The 14,355-nt window shown below is 65.8% G+C and carries 15 protein-coding genes; 6 read left to right on the top strand and 9 right to left on the bottom strand.

Translation table 11 applies throughout. From position 1 onward, the window contains the following. Positions 1-2,817 carry an Hsp70 family protein gene (locus PPGU16_RS18165; RefSeq protein ID WP_180724044.1) on the top strand — a complete coding sequence of 939 codons (2,817 nt, stop codon included), beginning with the start codon at positions 1-3 and terminating at the stop codon, positions 2,815-2,817. Position 2,818: 1 nt separating this feature from the next. Here PPGU16_RS18165 and PPGU16_RS18160 read toward each other — a convergent pair whose 3' ends face one another. The 3 genes from PPGU16_RS18160 to PPGU16_RS18150 form a co-directional block, all read right to left on the bottom strand. Further along, positions 2,819-3,349, bottom strand: a complete 531-nt coding sequence (locus PPGU16_RS18160) for a universal stress protein (RefSeq protein WP_180724042.1) — start codon at positions 3,347-3,349, stop codon at positions 2,819-2,821. 178 nt (positions 3,350-3,527) lie between these two features. Beyond that, positions 3,528-4,124, bottom strand: a complete 597-nt coding sequence (locus PPGU16_RS18155; RefSeq protein ID WP_180724040.1) for a BPSL1445 family SYLF domain-containing lipoprotein — start codon at positions 4,122-4,124, stop codon at positions 3,528-3,530. A 149-nt stretch (positions 4,125-4,273) separates the two neighbouring features. Beyond that, positions 4,274-4,969 carry a glutathione S-transferase C-terminal domain-containing protein gene (locus PPGU16_RS18150; RefSeq protein ID WP_180724038.1) on the bottom strand — a complete coding sequence of 232 codons (696 nt, stop codon included), beginning with the start codon at positions 4,967-4,969 and terminating at the stop codon, positions 4,274-4,276. 205 nt (positions 4,970-5,174) lie between these two features. Here PPGU16_RS18150 and PPGU16_RS18145 point away from each other — a divergent pair, with 205 nt between their 5' ends. Further along, entirely contained in the window at positions 5,175-6,125 is a 951-nt protein-coding gene (locus PPGU16_RS18145; protein WP_180724037.1) for a PTS sugar transporter subunit IIA, read from the top strand. Positions 6,126-6,150: 25 nt separating this feature from the next. Here the strand turns inward: PPGU16_RS18145 and PPGU16_RS18140 are convergent, their stop codons facing one another. Next, positions 6,151-6,744 carry an SLATT domain-containing protein gene (locus tag PPGU16_RS18140; RefSeq protein WP_180724035.1) on the bottom strand — a complete coding sequence of 198 codons (594 nt, stop codon included), beginning with the start codon at positions 6,742-6,744 and terminating at the stop codon, positions 6,151-6,153. Between the two features lie 126 nt (positions 6,745-6,870). On the opposite strand from PPGU16_RS18140, the gene PPGU16_RS18135 reads away from it, so the two are divergent. The 4 genes from PPGU16_RS18135 to PPGU16_RS18120 all read left to right on the top strand — a co-directional run bounded on the left by PPGU16_RS18135 (position 6,871) and on the right by PPGU16_RS18120 (position 9,896). Further along, complete coding sequence (locus PPGU16_RS18135; RefSeq protein WP_180724033.1) at positions 6,871-7,191, top strand: HNH endonuclease; 321 nt, start codon at positions 6,871-6,873, stop codon at positions 7,189-7,191. 50 nt (positions 7,192-7,241) lie between these two features. Further along, a complete protein-coding gene (locus tag PPGU16_RS18130) occupies positions 7,242-7,472 on the top strand; it encodes an FmdB family zinc ribbon protein (RefSeq protein WP_180724032.1) in 231 nt (76 codons plus the stop codon). Between the two features lie 123 nt (positions 7,473-7,595). Then, positions 7,596-8,537: a transcriptional regulator GcvA gene (gene gcvA / locus PPGU16_RS18125; RefSeq protein WP_180724030.1), complete on the top strand. Its 942-nt coding sequence runs from the start codon at positions 7,596-7,598 to the stop codon at positions 8,535-8,537. A 105-nt stretch (positions 8,538-8,642) separates the two neighbouring features. Beyond that, on the top strand, positions 8,643-9,896 hold the full coding sequence (locus tag PPGU16_RS18120; RefSeq protein WP_180724029.1) for an MFS transporter: 1,254 nt from the start codon (positions 8,643-8,645) through the stop codon (positions 9,894-9,896). 98 nt (positions 9,897-9,994) lie between these two features. On the opposite strand, the gene PPGU16_RS18115 is transcribed toward PPGU16_RS18120, so the two are convergent. The 5 genes from PPGU16_RS18115 to PPGU16_RS18095 form a co-directional block, all read right to left on the bottom strand. Continuing rightward, the gene (locus PPGU16_RS18115) at positions 9,995-10,984 is read right to left on the bottom strand and encodes an alpha/beta hydrolase (protein ID WP_180724027.1); all 990 of its coding nucleotides are present in this window, start codon (positions 10,982-10,984) and stop codon (positions 9,995-9,997) included. Positions 10,985-10,993: 9 nt separating this feature from the next. Beyond that, a complete protein-coding gene (locus tag PPGU16_RS18110) occupies positions 10,994-11,269 on the bottom strand; it encodes a hypothetical protein (RefSeq protein WP_180724025.1) in 276 nt (91 codons plus the stop codon). Between the two features lie 93 nt (positions 11,270-11,362). Next, positions 11,363-12,037 carry a response regulator transcription factor gene (locus PPGU16_RS18105; RefSeq protein WP_007589771.1) on the bottom strand — a complete coding sequence of 225 codons (675 nt, stop codon included), beginning with the start codon at positions 12,035-12,037 and terminating at the stop codon, positions 11,363-11,365. Positions 12,038-12,393: 356 nt separating this feature from the next. Continuing rightward, positions 12,394-13,722 carry a sensor histidine kinase gene (locus PPGU16_RS18100; RefSeq protein WP_180724024.1) on the bottom strand — a complete coding sequence of 443 codons (1,329 nt, stop codon included), beginning with the start codon at positions 13,720-13,722 and terminating at the stop codon, positions 12,394-12,396. A gap of 217 nt (positions 13,723-13,939) precedes the next feature. Next, entirely contained in the window at positions 13,940-14,248 is a 309-nt protein-coding gene (locus tag PPGU16_RS18095; protein WP_180724022.1) for a DUF4148 domain-containing protein, read from the bottom strand. Positions 14,249-14,355 lie beyond the last annotated feature (107 nt).

The raw sequence follows: 14,355 nt of genomic DNA, 5'->3' as shown, positions 1-14,355 counted from the left end.
ATGAAGCACAAGCAGAAGCAGTCAGCCGCGCGCTTCACGGTCGGTATCGACCTCGGCACGAGCAATACCGTCGTCGCGTACGTCGAAACAGGTTCCGACGATATCCGCGTGTTCGAGGTCGATCAGCTCGTCGCGCCCGGCGAAATGGCCGCGCGGCCGCTGTTGCCGTCCGTGCGCTATCACCCGGCTGCGGGCGAGCTGAATCCTGGCGATCTGCAACTGCCGTGGCCGCAAGCCGCTGAAAAAGACGGTGGCACACAGCCGCCCGTCATCGGCCAGCTTGCGCGCGCGCTCGGCGCGCAGGTGCCGGGGCGGCTCGTCACGAGCGCGAAAAGCTGGCTGTCGCATGCATCGGTGGACCGGCTCGCGCCGATCCTGCCGTGGGGCGCGCCCGACGACGTGGCGAAAGTCTCGCCCGTCGCCGCAAGCGCGAGCTATCTCGCGCACGTGCGCGCCGCCTGGAACACACGCTTTCCCGACGCACCGCTCGAACAGCAGAACGTCGTGCTCACGGTGCCCGCATCGTTCGACGAAGGCGCGCGCGCATTGACGCTCGAAGCCGCGCGTCTCGCGAAGCTGCCTGCGCTGCGGCTGCTCGAAGAGCCGCAGGCCGCGTTCTACGACTGGCTGTTTCATCATCGGGTCAATCTACGAGAACAGTTAAGCGACACGAAGCTCGTGCTGATCTGCGACGTCGGCGGCGGCACGACCGATCTCACGCTGATCAAGGTTCACATCGACGCAAGCGGCGAGCCGCAACTGACGCGCATCGGCGTGGGCAATCATCTGATGCTCGGCGGCGACAACATGGACCTCGCGCTCGCGCGGCTGGTCGAGACGCGCCTCACACAGTCGCAGGACGGTCAGGCGCGGCTGTCGGCGGCGAGTCTGTCGCAACTGGTCGAGCGCTGTCGCGTCGCCAAGGAGCAATTGCTCGATGCGAACGCGCCCGAGTCGGTGGCGATCACGCTGCTCGGCTCGGGGTCACGCCTGATTGGCGGCGCGCGCACCACGCATCTGACACGCGACGAGATCGGGCGCATCGTGGTCGACGGATTCTTTCCGCAAGTCTCCGCCGATGAGATGCCGCGCCGCTCACGCGCCGCGATCGTCGAATTCGGCCTGCCCTATGCCAGCGACGCGGCCGTCACGCGGCACGTCGCGGCGTTTCTGAAGCGTCTTGCCGCGCAATCGCGCGAGGCGCTCGGCGAAGCTGACGGGAACAGCGCAGACGATACGCTGCCCGTTCCCGACACGCTGCTGCTCAACGGCGGTGTGTTCCGCGCTCATGCACTGACGCAACGGCTCGCCGGCACGCTTGGCGCATGGCGCGGCAAGCCGCTGCACGTGCTGCAAAACGATCATCCCGATGTCGCCGTCGCGCGCGGCGCCGTCGCGTATGGACTCGCGCGCGCGGGCAACGCGCCGCGCATCGGCGGCGGCTCGGCGCGCAGCTATTTCCTCGTGCTCGAAGGCGATCAGGGCATCTGCCTGTTGCCGCGCGGCACGGAAGAAGCGCACGAAGTGCATCTCGACGACCGCGTGTTCGCACTGCGGCTCGGGCAGCCGGTGCGTTTTCACTTGATGTCGACGGTTGCCGACACGCGCTTCAAACCGGGCGAACTCACCGATCTGTCGCAAGGCGATTTCGTGCGTCTGCCGCCCATTGCAACCGTCGTGCAACGCCAGCAGACATCCGATGCCGACGAGCGTCCCGTGAAGCTCACCACGTCGATCACCGAGGTCGGCACGCTCGAGGTGAACTGCATCGCGACCGACGACCCTTCGCAACGCTGGCTCCTGCAATTCGAATTGCGACGCGACGAGGCGTCTGCGGCAGTCGGTGAGAACGGCGAAAGCGCGCGCCACCCATCGCTCGACAATGCAATCGAACTGATCGAGCGCGCGTTCGGCGCGCGTGCATCGAATGTCGGCCCCCACGAAGTCAAGCGTCTGCGCGCGCAACTCGAACACACGCTCGGACCGCGCGACAACTGGGACGTCGCGCTCTTACGCGAACTGTTCGGCGCGTTGTGGGACCGCGCCAAGCGTCGGCGCCGCTCAGCGGATCACGAGCGGCTATGGCTCAATCTGGTGGGCTATTGCCTGCGACCAGGCTTCGGCTATCCACTCGACGAATGGCGCGTCGAGCAGCTATGGTCGATTTTCGACGACGGCATCCAGTACATCCACGAAAGCCGCGTGTGGTCTGAATGGTGGACCCTATGGCGTCGCGCGGCAGGCGGGCTGAGCGAAAATGCGCAGCTTCAGTTGCTCGACGCGATGGACTTCCTGCAGGCCGCGAGCATCAAAAAGCAGAAGCTGCCGTTCGATCCCGCCAAGGTCGGCTATGCGGACATGATTCGTGTGCAGGCTTCGCTGGAGCGAATTTCGGTGGAACGCAAGATCACGCTCGCGCAGCAATTGCTCGAACGTCTGCGCAAGCCTTCGGAGAATCATCAAACGTGGTGGGCCATCGGGCGCATTGGCGCGCGGCTGCCGTTCTATGGCAGCGCGCATGGCGTCGTGCCGCCCGAGGTCGCGCTGCCCTGGCTCGAAGCCGTGCTTGCGCTGGACTGGAAAAAGGTCGAACCTGCCGCGTTCGCTGCCGTGCAGTTGTCACGTATGACGGGCGACCGTTCGCGCGACCTGCCCGACGCGGCGCGCGACACGGTGATACGGCGGCTCGAAACACTCGGTGCGGCGCCCGCATGGATCCAGATGGTCCGCGAGACCGTCGCGCTCGATGAAGCCGACACCGGCCGCGTATTCGGCGAATCGTTGCCGGCGGGGCTGAAGCTGATCGGCGGCGCGTAGCTCACAGCGTTTGCGCGCGGGCGGGTGAACGCGTCCGTGCCTGCTGATGACGATGCGCTGCTTCGTCCGCGGGCTCGTCGCGGCGCGCATCGACGGTTGCGGTGACCAGCACCGCGCGACGCGTGCAGCGCGCGACCACGTCGCTCATCCGCTCTTCCCAGAAGCGCCATTTCGAGCCCTGCCCCGCGCCGACGACGATCATGTCCGCATCGAGTTCTTCGGCGAACCGCGCGATTCTGCGGCCCACGCTGCCGCCTTCGAGCGGGACCGTGACGGCCTGCGTATGAATGTCCCATGCGTCGAGTTCGAACACGGCATTGCAGCGGCGTTCGACCACGCGCTCCAGTTCTTCGACCATCTGTATCGAGTCGAGGCAGCCGTACTCGACACCTGCCATCGCCCACCAGGGCATCGTATCGACGACATACACGGCCGTGAGCCGTGCGCCCGTTTGGCGGGCCTTGTCGATGGCGGACTTCAATACGCTGTTGTCCGGGTTCGTGCTGACCGCTACCAGAATGTGCCTGACCATTTCGTGTGCCTCCGTCGTTGCGTTGTTCCATGTGACGCATGATGCGACGCGAGACTTAGCGATAAATGAGCGAGGCACGGCACGCTGCGGTGGATGCGCAGCACGATTGAACTGAGGATTCGAGAGAAAGCGGATGGCGCGGAACGCGCCATCCGTGGCATGCGATCGACGAATGCGATCAGATGATCAGGCGGGAAATCTTCGAGCCTTCCAGCGATACGCCCGCCATCAGCCCGGCATTCGTGAGCACGAACGCTTCGACGGGACTCATTGCCGTCGACGTATCGACATTGCCGTTCGCGCCGACGTTCACGAGCGCGACCGATGCATCGACGCCTGCCGACCAGCCCTGGCTGCGCGTGAAGTTGTTGAGCGCGTCATCCGTCATGAACAGCATGATGATCGCCTTCGACTGCGCGCCGATCTGCAAGCCGAACGATGCCGCCGCGATGCTGTAATAGCCCGACGTCTGCCCGCCGACGCGCAGCGCGCCCTGCCCGTACTGCCCGCCGAACCAGAAGCCCGCCGAAATCACCGAAGGGAAGACGAGAATGCCGCGCGACTTGTCGGCGAGTTCGCGCGAGCCGCCGATGGTATTGAACAGCCGCGTGAGCGTCCCGTCGACGTCCGCGTCGATCGACCGGCGCTTGCCCGCGTTCGCTTCGGGCGACGCATCCGACGACGGCCCCGTGGTCGTGCAGCCCGCGAGCGCCAGTCCGCCCGTCGCAAGCGCGGCTGTGGACATCGCGATGAATCGGCGGCGGTGTAGTGTCATTGTTTCTCCCTTGCTTGATTCGGTTATTGGTACCGTTGGTGGACCCCGGTAGCGGATGTGCGTCGATCGTTCCGCTTCGATCCTTTGACGAACGTCAATCCTATCCGATGACAGCCAATGCCACGGTCGAGTTCCTGACGGCCTGTGCTTCAGGCGCTAGCGATACGCTCGTGCACAGCACGACAATGGCGTATCAGCTCAGGCCGCGACATCACGTAAGCCTTCAGCGGCGTGTCGATTTCATAAAAGTAAATGTTCGCGACAAAGCCGTAGATCGCGGCGTCGATGGTCGCCGGTTCGGGGCCGAATACGAAGCCGCTATCGCCGAGCAGATCGGCGACCACCCGCAAATCGCCGATGCCGCGCGCGTACACCTGATCCGGCTCGTAACGGCCGATGCCCTGAAAGTGATAGCGCTGCCGGTTGTACTCGCGCGCCGCTTCGAGATCGCTCGTGGTGACGTCGGCATGCTCGCGCAGCACGGCATCGCGAAACGCCGGCCAATAACGGTCGTCGCGCCAGCGCGAATAGCTCATCGGCCAGTAGAGATCGTCGAGTGTGCGGCGCACAAGGAAGTCGAGATTCGCCTGACCTTGCGATAGCGCGCGGTCGATCCGCAGATCGTATTTGTCCTTCAGATACGCGATGATCGCGTCGCTGTCGCCGATCGTTTCGTCGCCGTCCGATAGATACGGCAGCTGGCCGCGCGGCGCGCGCGACGTATCGAGAATATGCCGGTGCTCGAAATCGAGTCCGCACAGCCGCATGAACGCGTAGACCTTCAGGCCGAACGCGTTGTTGTCGGCAACGCCGAACAGATCAGGGTACGAATACAGCGTCAGCATGAATGAAGCCTCCGGGCGCGTGATGAGCGTGAGTATCGATTCTGCGGGCATTCTTCAAGGACACAGCGCGGTGCCACAGGCACGTCTTTAACACCATTGCGCGCCGCAATGCGTGCGACACCCCACATTCGGGCGCCCCGTTTTTTTATTCGGTTTTAATGCGAATCGCGCTACGCTAGTTTCGTTGTCAGTCTGGAGAAAGGGCATGACGAAGACCCGAGCCATTCTGCGCGCCATTTTCGGCGTTCACCACCATCACGACGAAGCTGCGCGGCGCCGCACGTCCGGTCGCAGCGTGATGATGCGCGTAACGCTCGACGCGCAACACGTTACGCCATTGCGCCGTGCGCTGACCCGCGATTGCGCGGGCCAGCCGTGGACCATCCGTATCGCGACGCTGCCGCATACCGACCGCGTGCAACTCTCGCTATATCTGCCGAAAGACGCGGTGAACGGCGCGATCCAGCAGGTGACGCGCATTGCGCCTGCCGCGCAGTTCGGCCATCTGTTCGAGATACCCGACACGCCGACGGACGGCTGGCGCGATCTGCTGCGCGCCACCTCGTGGGCGCAGGCGGCGAGCGCGTTGCGCCCCGCGAAACCACCCGTCAAAACCAGTGACGACGACGGCGAGACGCTCGAGCGACTGTTGAGCCCCGGCAACGTGCTGCTCGATACGGACTCTGCAAATCGCGCGGCATTGTTCGCGCAACTCGGCGCGTTTTGCGAAACGCACTATGGCGTGCCCGCTGGCCAGGTGATCGAAGGACTGAACACGCGCGAAGCGCTCGGCTCGACGGGACTTGGACAGGGCGTCGCCGTCCCGCATAGCCAGATCGAAGGCTTGCTGACTGCCGTCGTGCTGTACGTGCGCCCGCGCATGCCGCTCGATTTCGACGCGCCGGACGCGAAGCCCGTCAGCGACGTGATCGCGCTGCTCGTGCCCGAAGGCGCGAACACGATGCATCTGAATCTGCTCGCGGATGTCGCGCAGCGCTTTTGCGACCAGCATTTTCGCGAGCGCCTGCACGCGTGCGGCACGGCAAGCGAAGTGTGCCGGCTGTTCAGCAACGCCGCCGATCCCGCCGATATGCCTTCACTGATGCCTCATCCCGCTGCGCGCGGCGACACGCCCGGCGCGCGACTGCGAGCGTGACGCCCGGCACGATCACGTTACGCGGTCATTCCCAGCGGGCTTCGTCGCGGCCTTGCAACGCCGCGACCCGCAACGTTTCCTGGGTGCGCCTGAACACGCGCGGCGGCACGCTCGGTGAGTCTTCCGCGAGCCGGTCGAGGATGTCGCGCGCTTCACTCACATAGCGGCCGTCGCGAGCGCTCGGGTCGCCTGCGTAAATCGCTTCCAGCCTGCGCCGCACCGCGCCATAGCGCGCGCCCGCCGAACGATGCTGCTCGGCGCGCTCCGCATAGCGCAGAAAGGTCTGCAACGCCGCCGATGCGGCCGCCGCTATGCTCACCAGCCCGACGACGAGCCGCACCCAGCGCGAATCCGCCGACGCCACCAGCGACAGAAACACCGTCGTCCCGACCACGGCCGACACGACGGTCACGCCGATGCCGAACATCCGGTTACGCGCGGCCAGCAGATCGGCCATGTCGTAGTGGCTCTTCTGCGACTCGCGCGCGCGGCGAATCCACTTCAACAGCAACTCGTCCTCGTTGACGGGCGGCCGGTATTCGGCGCGCCCGCCCGAAGCGGGATCAGGACGCGAGCCCACACGGGGGCCCGGCTCCGCATGCGTATCGACCATCGTCATGCCCTTGCCTTCCTGTGACGAAGAGAGGCCAGCATAGCATCGCCGCTTGCGCGTACGCACGGCGCCAGTGCCCGCCGTGAAAGTTGGTAGGATGATGGGATTCGCAGGGGCATCGATGGAGTATGGATGCATAAGCGTGAAGTGGAGTCCTGGTATCGGCCGCCAGCGGAAGAAGCGTGTCCGTTGTGCGGCCGCGCGATTCCCGCCGATCAGCGCGACGAGCATCATCTGGTGCCGAAGACGGAAGGCGGCCGGGAAACGGTTGCGCTGCACCGGATCTGCCATCGGCAGTTGCATGCGCTTTTTTCGGAGCGCGAACTGGCGACAAGCTATGCATCCGTCGATCGCCTGCTCGAAAACGAACAAGTCAGAGCTTTCGTGAACTGGGTACGCACGAAGCCCGATGGGTTTCACGAGCGCACGCGCAGCAGCCGGCGCAAGCGCTGAAACGTATCGCGCGCCGCGGGCGCGTCGTGCCGACAACAACGGAACAAGTCATGCCTGTGTACGACTACGAGTGCGCCGAGTGCGGCGCGTTTGAAACGGTGCGGCGCATCGCTGAACGCGACGAACCGGCCAGTTGTCCCCGCTGCGGCACCTCCGCGGAACGCGTGCGGGTGGGCGCGCCGGCGTTGCTCGGCAGCGCGTCGGGCGGTTCGTCGGGCGGCGCATCCGAAGGCGAAGGCGGATACGGCATGCGGCATCGCGGCTGCTCGTGCTGCCCTTGAGCGCATGCGAACGGCACGGCGTGTCCGCCGGTATCACTGACGGCTTGCGGCACGCACGGCGCGCGGCTGACCGCTAGCCGGGCAAATCACCTTCCCCTCACCCACACGCCCAAAGGTCGCGCCATGCCGCTTCGCCTGCCCCCGCTTAACTCGCTACGTTTCTTCGAGGCGGCAGCGCGGCACGGTAGTTTCAAGCTCGCTGCCGCCGAGCTGAACGTGACGCCGAGCGCGGTTAGCCACGGCATCGTCGCGCTCGAAGAATCGCTCGGGGTCGCGCTGTTCGTTCGCGAGCCGCGCAAGCTGTCGCTGACACCCGCGGGCGAGCAATATTTCCCCTACATCGCCGAGGCGTTCTCGTTGATCGCGCTCGGCACGCAGCGGCTGCCCGACAACCGCACGCATCGCACGGTAACGGTGAGCTGCGCGCCGACGCTCGCGATGCGCTGGCTCGTGCCGCGCCTGTTCGAGTTTCGCGCACAGTGGCCGGGCATCGACGTGTCCGTCGATACCTCACGCCGCCAGGTGGGCTTTCCCGTCGACGGTTTCGACTTCGGCATCCGTCTGAGCCGTGGCCCGGTGCCGGGCAGCGACTGGAGCCGCCTGTTCGGCGAGCGACTCGTGCCCGTCTGCAGCCCGGCGTATCGCGACAAGCTGCGCGACGCACACGGCAACATCGACTTGCGCCGCGCGACGCTGATTCATGTCGATACCGCGAGCGAAGACTGGCAGGCGTGGCTGGACGGCGCGGGTATCCACGATATCGACGCGGCGGGCGGCCTGCGCTTCGACACGATCCAGCTGGCGCTCGAAGCGGCCACAACGGGTACGGGCGTCGCGATCGGCAGACGGCCGCTGGTGAACCGCGAGCTGTTTGACGGCACGCTCGTCGAAGCGGGCGCGCCCACCGTCGATGCGAAGACGGCATACTGGCTGGTCAGCGCCGAAGGCACCGACGAGCGGCCGGATCTGCAGGCATTCAAGCGCTGGCTGCTTCAGGAAGCCCACGCGTTCGATGACACGACTTCAATCGATGACGCCGTGCACCTCACAACGGCAACCCGCTAGCGGCGTGTTCGCCCCGCGAGTGAATTTTCTTCATCTGTCGCCGAAAACTTTTCGTTTGTCGCGCCTGCTCGCTGCTGCGAGGATGCCGCCAGGAGGAAACGAAACATGTCGACGGCCAAATCCGCTTACGCAGCACCCCTCAAGAACCCGACGGTTTACGTGATCGTCGCCGCCGCGCTGATCATCAGCGCGGCCATGGGCATCCGGCAGACCTTCGGTCTGTTCATCGGTCCGTTTTCGTTCGACCGCGGCCTGCCCGTCACGCTCGTGGCCTTTGCGATCGCGCTGCACAATCTCGTATGGGGCTTCGCGCAGCCGTTCGCGGGCGCCGCCGCGGACCGCTACGGCGCCGCGCCCGTGGTCGCGTTCGGCGCTACGACCTTCGCCGCGGGCCTCGCGCTCGCGGCCAGTTCACCGTCCGGTATCGCGCTGATTGTCGGCCTTGGGCTGCTGGTCGGCATCGGCGTGAGCTGCACGACCTTCGGCGTCGTGCTGACGGCCGTCGGGCGCGTCGCGACGCCCGAGCAGCGCAGCATGGCAATGGGCATCGCGAGCGCGGGCGGCTCGCTGGGACAGGTGCTGATGGTGCCGTTCGCGCAACTGGTGCGCGAAACCTCGGGCATATCGACGTCGCTCTATGCGCTCGCCTTCCTGATGCTGGTCGCGGCACCCTTCGGCATGTTGCTCGACCGGCATCGGAAAGTCGGCGCGGCGCATGTGGCTGCGTCACCCGCAGCGGCCCCTGCCCCGCCGCTGCGCGAGACGCTCGCGTACGCCGTGCGCCATCGCGGCTACCGGCTGCTGACGCTCGGCTTCTTCACCTGCGGCTTCCAGCTGGCGTTCATCGCCACCCACCTGCCCGGCTATCTGAGCTTGTGCCACATGCCGATGGGCCTTGGCGCGACCGCACTCGCGCTGATTGGCCTGTTCAACATGGCGGGAAGCTGGGCGTGCGGCTGGTTGGGCGGGCGCTTCCGTCAGCAGCAGGTGCTCGGCTGGCTCTATCTGATTCGCGGCGCGACGATTGCCGCGTTCTTTCTCCTGCCGAAGTCGACGCTATCCGTCGTGCTGTTCGCCGCCGTGATGGGCCTGACGTGGCTCGGCACCGTGCCGCTCACCAGCGGCCTGATCGCCAAGGTGTTCGGCACGCGGCATCTCGGCACGCTGTTCGGCGTGGTGTTTCTCAGTCATCAGCTGGGTTCGTTTCTCGGCGCGTGGCTCGGCGGCTACGTGTTCGACGTGACGGGCTCGTACACGCTGATCTGGGCCGCGACGGCATTGGCGGGACTGTTCGCCGCGCTGCTGCATTTCCCCATCGACGACACCGTGCACGCACCCGTCGAACCTGCGCGTGTCTGATTGTCCCGGAGGTGTTTCCAGAGGCCAGTGTTCAGCATTGGCCATTTATGCGGACGGCTCATGCCGTCCGCTTTTTTGTGTCGTTTGCGATCCCGTTCTCATGCGATGGCGGCAGCCGCCGCCTCGCGCTTGCGCGTCGCGTAGCAGCGCCTGACGAACATCGCCGCCTGCCGCAGCGCCTGATTCGCTTCGGGCAGGAACGGTGCGAAACACGGCAGTGCGTGCGGCATCGCGTGCCATTGCGCGACCTGCACCGTGACGCCCTCGCGATTGAGGCGCGCCGCGAGCGCAAGCGCGTCCTCGTACATCGCTTCGCTGTCGCTGATCTGCAGATGGATAGGCGGCAGATCGTGCAACTCACCGCGCGCAGGCGACACATACGGGTCCCACGCGCTCGCGTCGCCGATGTACATCTGCGCGGCACGTTGCATCGCGAGGCGCGTGGTCGGCCCTGCGCCGCGCGCGGCGCGCCATGTCGTCGTCAGATCGGCCCAGGGCGAGAACAGCACGGCGCCCGCCGGCAATGCCTCGCCTGCGTCGCGCAGCGCGACCAGCAACGCGAGCGCCAGCCCGCCGCCCGCCGAGTCGCCCGCGACGACGATCGAATTCGCCGCAATGCCGCGCGCGATCAGCGTGCGGTACGCATGCAACGCATCTTCGAGCGCGGCGGGAAACGGATGCTCGGGCGCGAGCCGGTAGTCGGGTGCGAACACGGGCGCGCCGCTGTGGGCGGCGAGCGCCGTCGTCACCGCGCGATGGGTCGCCGACGATCCAAAGTAATAACCGCCGCCGTGCAGATACAGAATCGCATTGGCGATCGGTCCGGGTCTGGTCGACGGTAAGGTCCACAGCCCGTCGAGACCGCCATCGCGCGCCCTGCGCGAACGGGGATTGAGAAGCGCCGCGAGCCACGCGCCCGGCAGCGACAGCAGGTGCGAGCGAGCGCGCACCTGCGCGACATCGGGCGCTGCGCAACGTACGGGAGCGCGTCGCCCGACCAGCAGCGGCATCGCACAGAGAACGAGACGCGCCTGCCAGCTCGCGGCCATGCGATCCGCAAGGCCTTCGATAGCCGGATGGTTCGACATGACCGCGCCTCAACGTTGCGTCGTACCGAAGCCATCGCCCCACCCGGCGCAACGCGGATAGCGCACGCGCCCGCCGATGCGGCACCGCGACGGCTGCATGCGGTAAGCACGCGCAGCATAGACGGGCTCGCGCTGGTCCACGCACGCGCCGCCTTGCAGCGTGCAGTCGATATGCACGGCGATCCGCGTACGGGTGCACGGATCGTACATATCGAATGCGGCTGGGGTGTCGTCGAATGCTGCGTTGCGCCCGGCAACTACGTTGACTTCTGGAATGCCTTTCATCGCTCTCTCCTCGCCGCGCGTTTCAGCGTGATTGCTGTGCGGTCGAGGAGATTGTGTCGATGCAGAGTGAGGGGAGAATGAGGACGCGCGCCGTCAGGTTTTCGGGGCTTCGCCGAGCATGACGGTCCAGCCGAGGCCGCGCACGTTGCGGATCACCGATTGCCCGAACTTCTTGCGCACCGAGTGAATGAGCACGTCGACGGCATTGCTCTCGACTTCCTTGCCCCAGCCGTACAGCTTGTCCTCGAGCTGGTCGCGCGACAGGATCGTGCCGGGCCGTTCGAGAAACGCGAGCATCAGCGCGAACTCGCGCGCCGACAAGACCGACGACACCCCATTGCAGCACAGCGTGCGTTTGTCGAGATCGAGGTTCAGCGCGTCGTCGCCGAGACGCGACGACGCGTAGCCTGCCTTGCGCCGCAACACGGCGCGCATGCGCGCCATCAGCTCGGGCACGTCGAAGGGTTTGAGCACGTAGTCGTCAGCGCCGACGTCGAGGCCCTGCACACGCGCTTCGAGATCGTCGCGCGCCGTGAGGATCAGCACGGGCACGGTGTTGCCCGCGGCGCGGGCCGACCTCAGCAATTCGATGCCGCCCATGCCCGGCAAGCCGAGATCGAGCAGGACGACGGTATATTCGGCGGCGGCGATGGCCGCGCTGCCCGCATTGCCGTCGCGCACCCAGTCGACGCTGTAGTCAGCGTCCTGCAGCGCGCGCATCAGACTTTGGCCAATCTGCAGATCGTCTTCAACCAGTAGCACTCGCATGATGTCGTGTCCACAGCAACGAAGCATTGTCGTTGGCCGCAGCGCAAGGAGCGATCGACCGCATGGCGCATTGCGCGCGGGCGGCGGTTTGCGATTCCGGGCCGTGGTTGCTGGCGCGCCCCACTCCCGCGCACCAGCCAGATCGCATGATAACCGAGCCTGCGCAGGCTCGACGGTTCAGTATCGAGGACGAAAAAAAGGCCGACTGCCTACGCAGTCGGCCGAAGGATTCTGGCGTGCACCGATCGCCGTGCCAGAACCAGAGGGGCCTGCTCCAACAGTTCCCATCTTAGGCACGAAGAATTAGCAAAGAATGAGCGGCCGGGCGCGCCTCCAATGCACAGCTAGTGCGCCACTTACGGCGCGACCGGGAAACCGATAGAAGCGACGATCCCCGACTGGCCGTCCGTGCGGTTGCGCAGGCTCGCCGCGCCGCCGTACCGGTTCACGATAGCTTGCACGATCGACAAACCGAGCCCGCTGCCTTCGATCTGCACATTGGCGCGGAAAAACCGGTCGAACACGCGCGGCAGCAGCGCCTCGTCGATGCCCGGCCCGTTATCGACCACTTCGATCCACACCATCGCGTCGCGCACGTGGATGCTCAGATCGACCTTGCCGCCATCGGGCGTGTAGCGGATCGCGTTGCTCACCAGGTTGCGCAGCGCGATGCCGATATCGGCGTCGTTGGCCCGCACGAAGGCGCTCGTCATCTCGTCGGCGCCGATGTCGATGCCACGCTGCATCGCGATCGGCAAGACTTCCGCCACGGCGTCGACGACCACCTCCGACACGTCGACGCGCGTCAGCGTGTCCGGTTTCATCGCCGCGTCGGCGCGCGCGAGCCGCAGCAGCTGCGCGATCATCCGGCCGCTGCGCCGGATGCCGCTTTGCAGTTCGCGGAAGCGCTCCTGATTACCGGGCGCGATATGCGGCGCCAGGTTGTCCGCCTGTAACTGCAACGCGGTGAGCGGCGTGCGCAACTCATGCGCGGCGTCGGCGATGAACTTCCGCTCGCCCTCGATCGACTGTTCGAGCCGTCCGATCATCGTGTTGATCGACAGGATGAACGGGCGGATCTCCGTCGGCACGCCCGAGGTCGACAGTTGCTCGAAATGCGACATGTCGATGGCCTGCACCTGTCTGCCGAGCCGCGTCAGGCGTCGCAGCGCACGCCGCACGACGAGCAGCACGGCGACCCACACCAGCGGCACGAGCACGATCATCGGCCACAGCGTGTTCAGCGAGCGCGCTTCGGCGAGGTCCTGGCGCACGCGCGAGCGCTGTGCGACCTGGACCACCATCGACGGCTCGCGCAGCGTGTAGATGCGCCAGTCTTCGCCGTTCACCATCGCATTGGTGAAGCCCGGCTCGGCCTCGCGCGGCAATGCGAGCGACGGGTCGGTCGAGCGGTAAGGCGAATCGATGCCGTCCTTCCAGACCGTGAGGTAGACATCGCGCTCCGGCTGCGAGCCGCGCGCGGGCGTGGTGGGCAGCGCATCGGCGAGGCCGCTGTGATAAAGGCGCGTCGCCACCTGTTCGAGCCGCAGGTCGAGCAGTGCGTTCATGCCGGCCTTGGCGAGCTGCCACGAACTGATGCCCTGCACCACGCCGACGACGCTCACCAGCACACAGAGCGCGAGCACGAGTTGATTTCTGAGGGAGCGGATCTTGGGCATGGACATGGTCTGATGCGTGCCGTCCGGTGAGAGTTGTGCAAAACAGGATGTGAACGCCGAAGGCTGCTGTTGAGCCTTTCGGCGAGCCCTGGGGCGAGCCGATTCTACACCGCGTGGCACGCGCTTCTGGTTGCAAAGACAATGATGCGGGCGCGCAGAATGCTCTGCGCGCCCGCGGTTTGAATCGATCGGATCGCCGGGTTTTCGGCCCTTCGACGGCGCTTCAGTGTCCAACGTAAATCGACTTCATTCCGACGTCGTACTGAGGATGGAAGCTCGATCCGCTTTGCGACGTGCCATCCGCGACGCCACCGTATCCGTTCGCGTGCTGCGCGTCGAGACGCGCCTGCGCCGCTTCGAGGTTCGCCGGATAGTGCGCCTTGTCGCCAACCGGGTTGTAGCCCGCATTTTCGAGTTGCGTGAGTTGCGCCTCGACTTCGGCGCGCGACACGGGCGCCGTGGTTTGTGCGAACGAGGCGATGGGCAGTGCGAACAACGCAGCGACTGCGACGGTTTTGATCAGCGTTTTCATGATGTTTCCCTCCGGGTAATCAGCTCGATGAGCCTTGCGATGAAATCGATGGTAGAGATCGAAAATTAGGAATAAATGAGCGCCCGTTCCGGCGCGCTCGTCACAGG

Origin of the sequence: Paraburkholderia largidicola, from assembly GCF_013426895.1 — a bacterium.
Taxonomy (GTDB): Bacteria; Pseudomonadota; Gammaproteobacteria; order Burkholderiales; family Burkholderiaceae; genus Paraburkholderia; species Paraburkholderia largidicola.
This window is presented reverse-complemented; position numbering and strand designations above follow the sequence as displayed.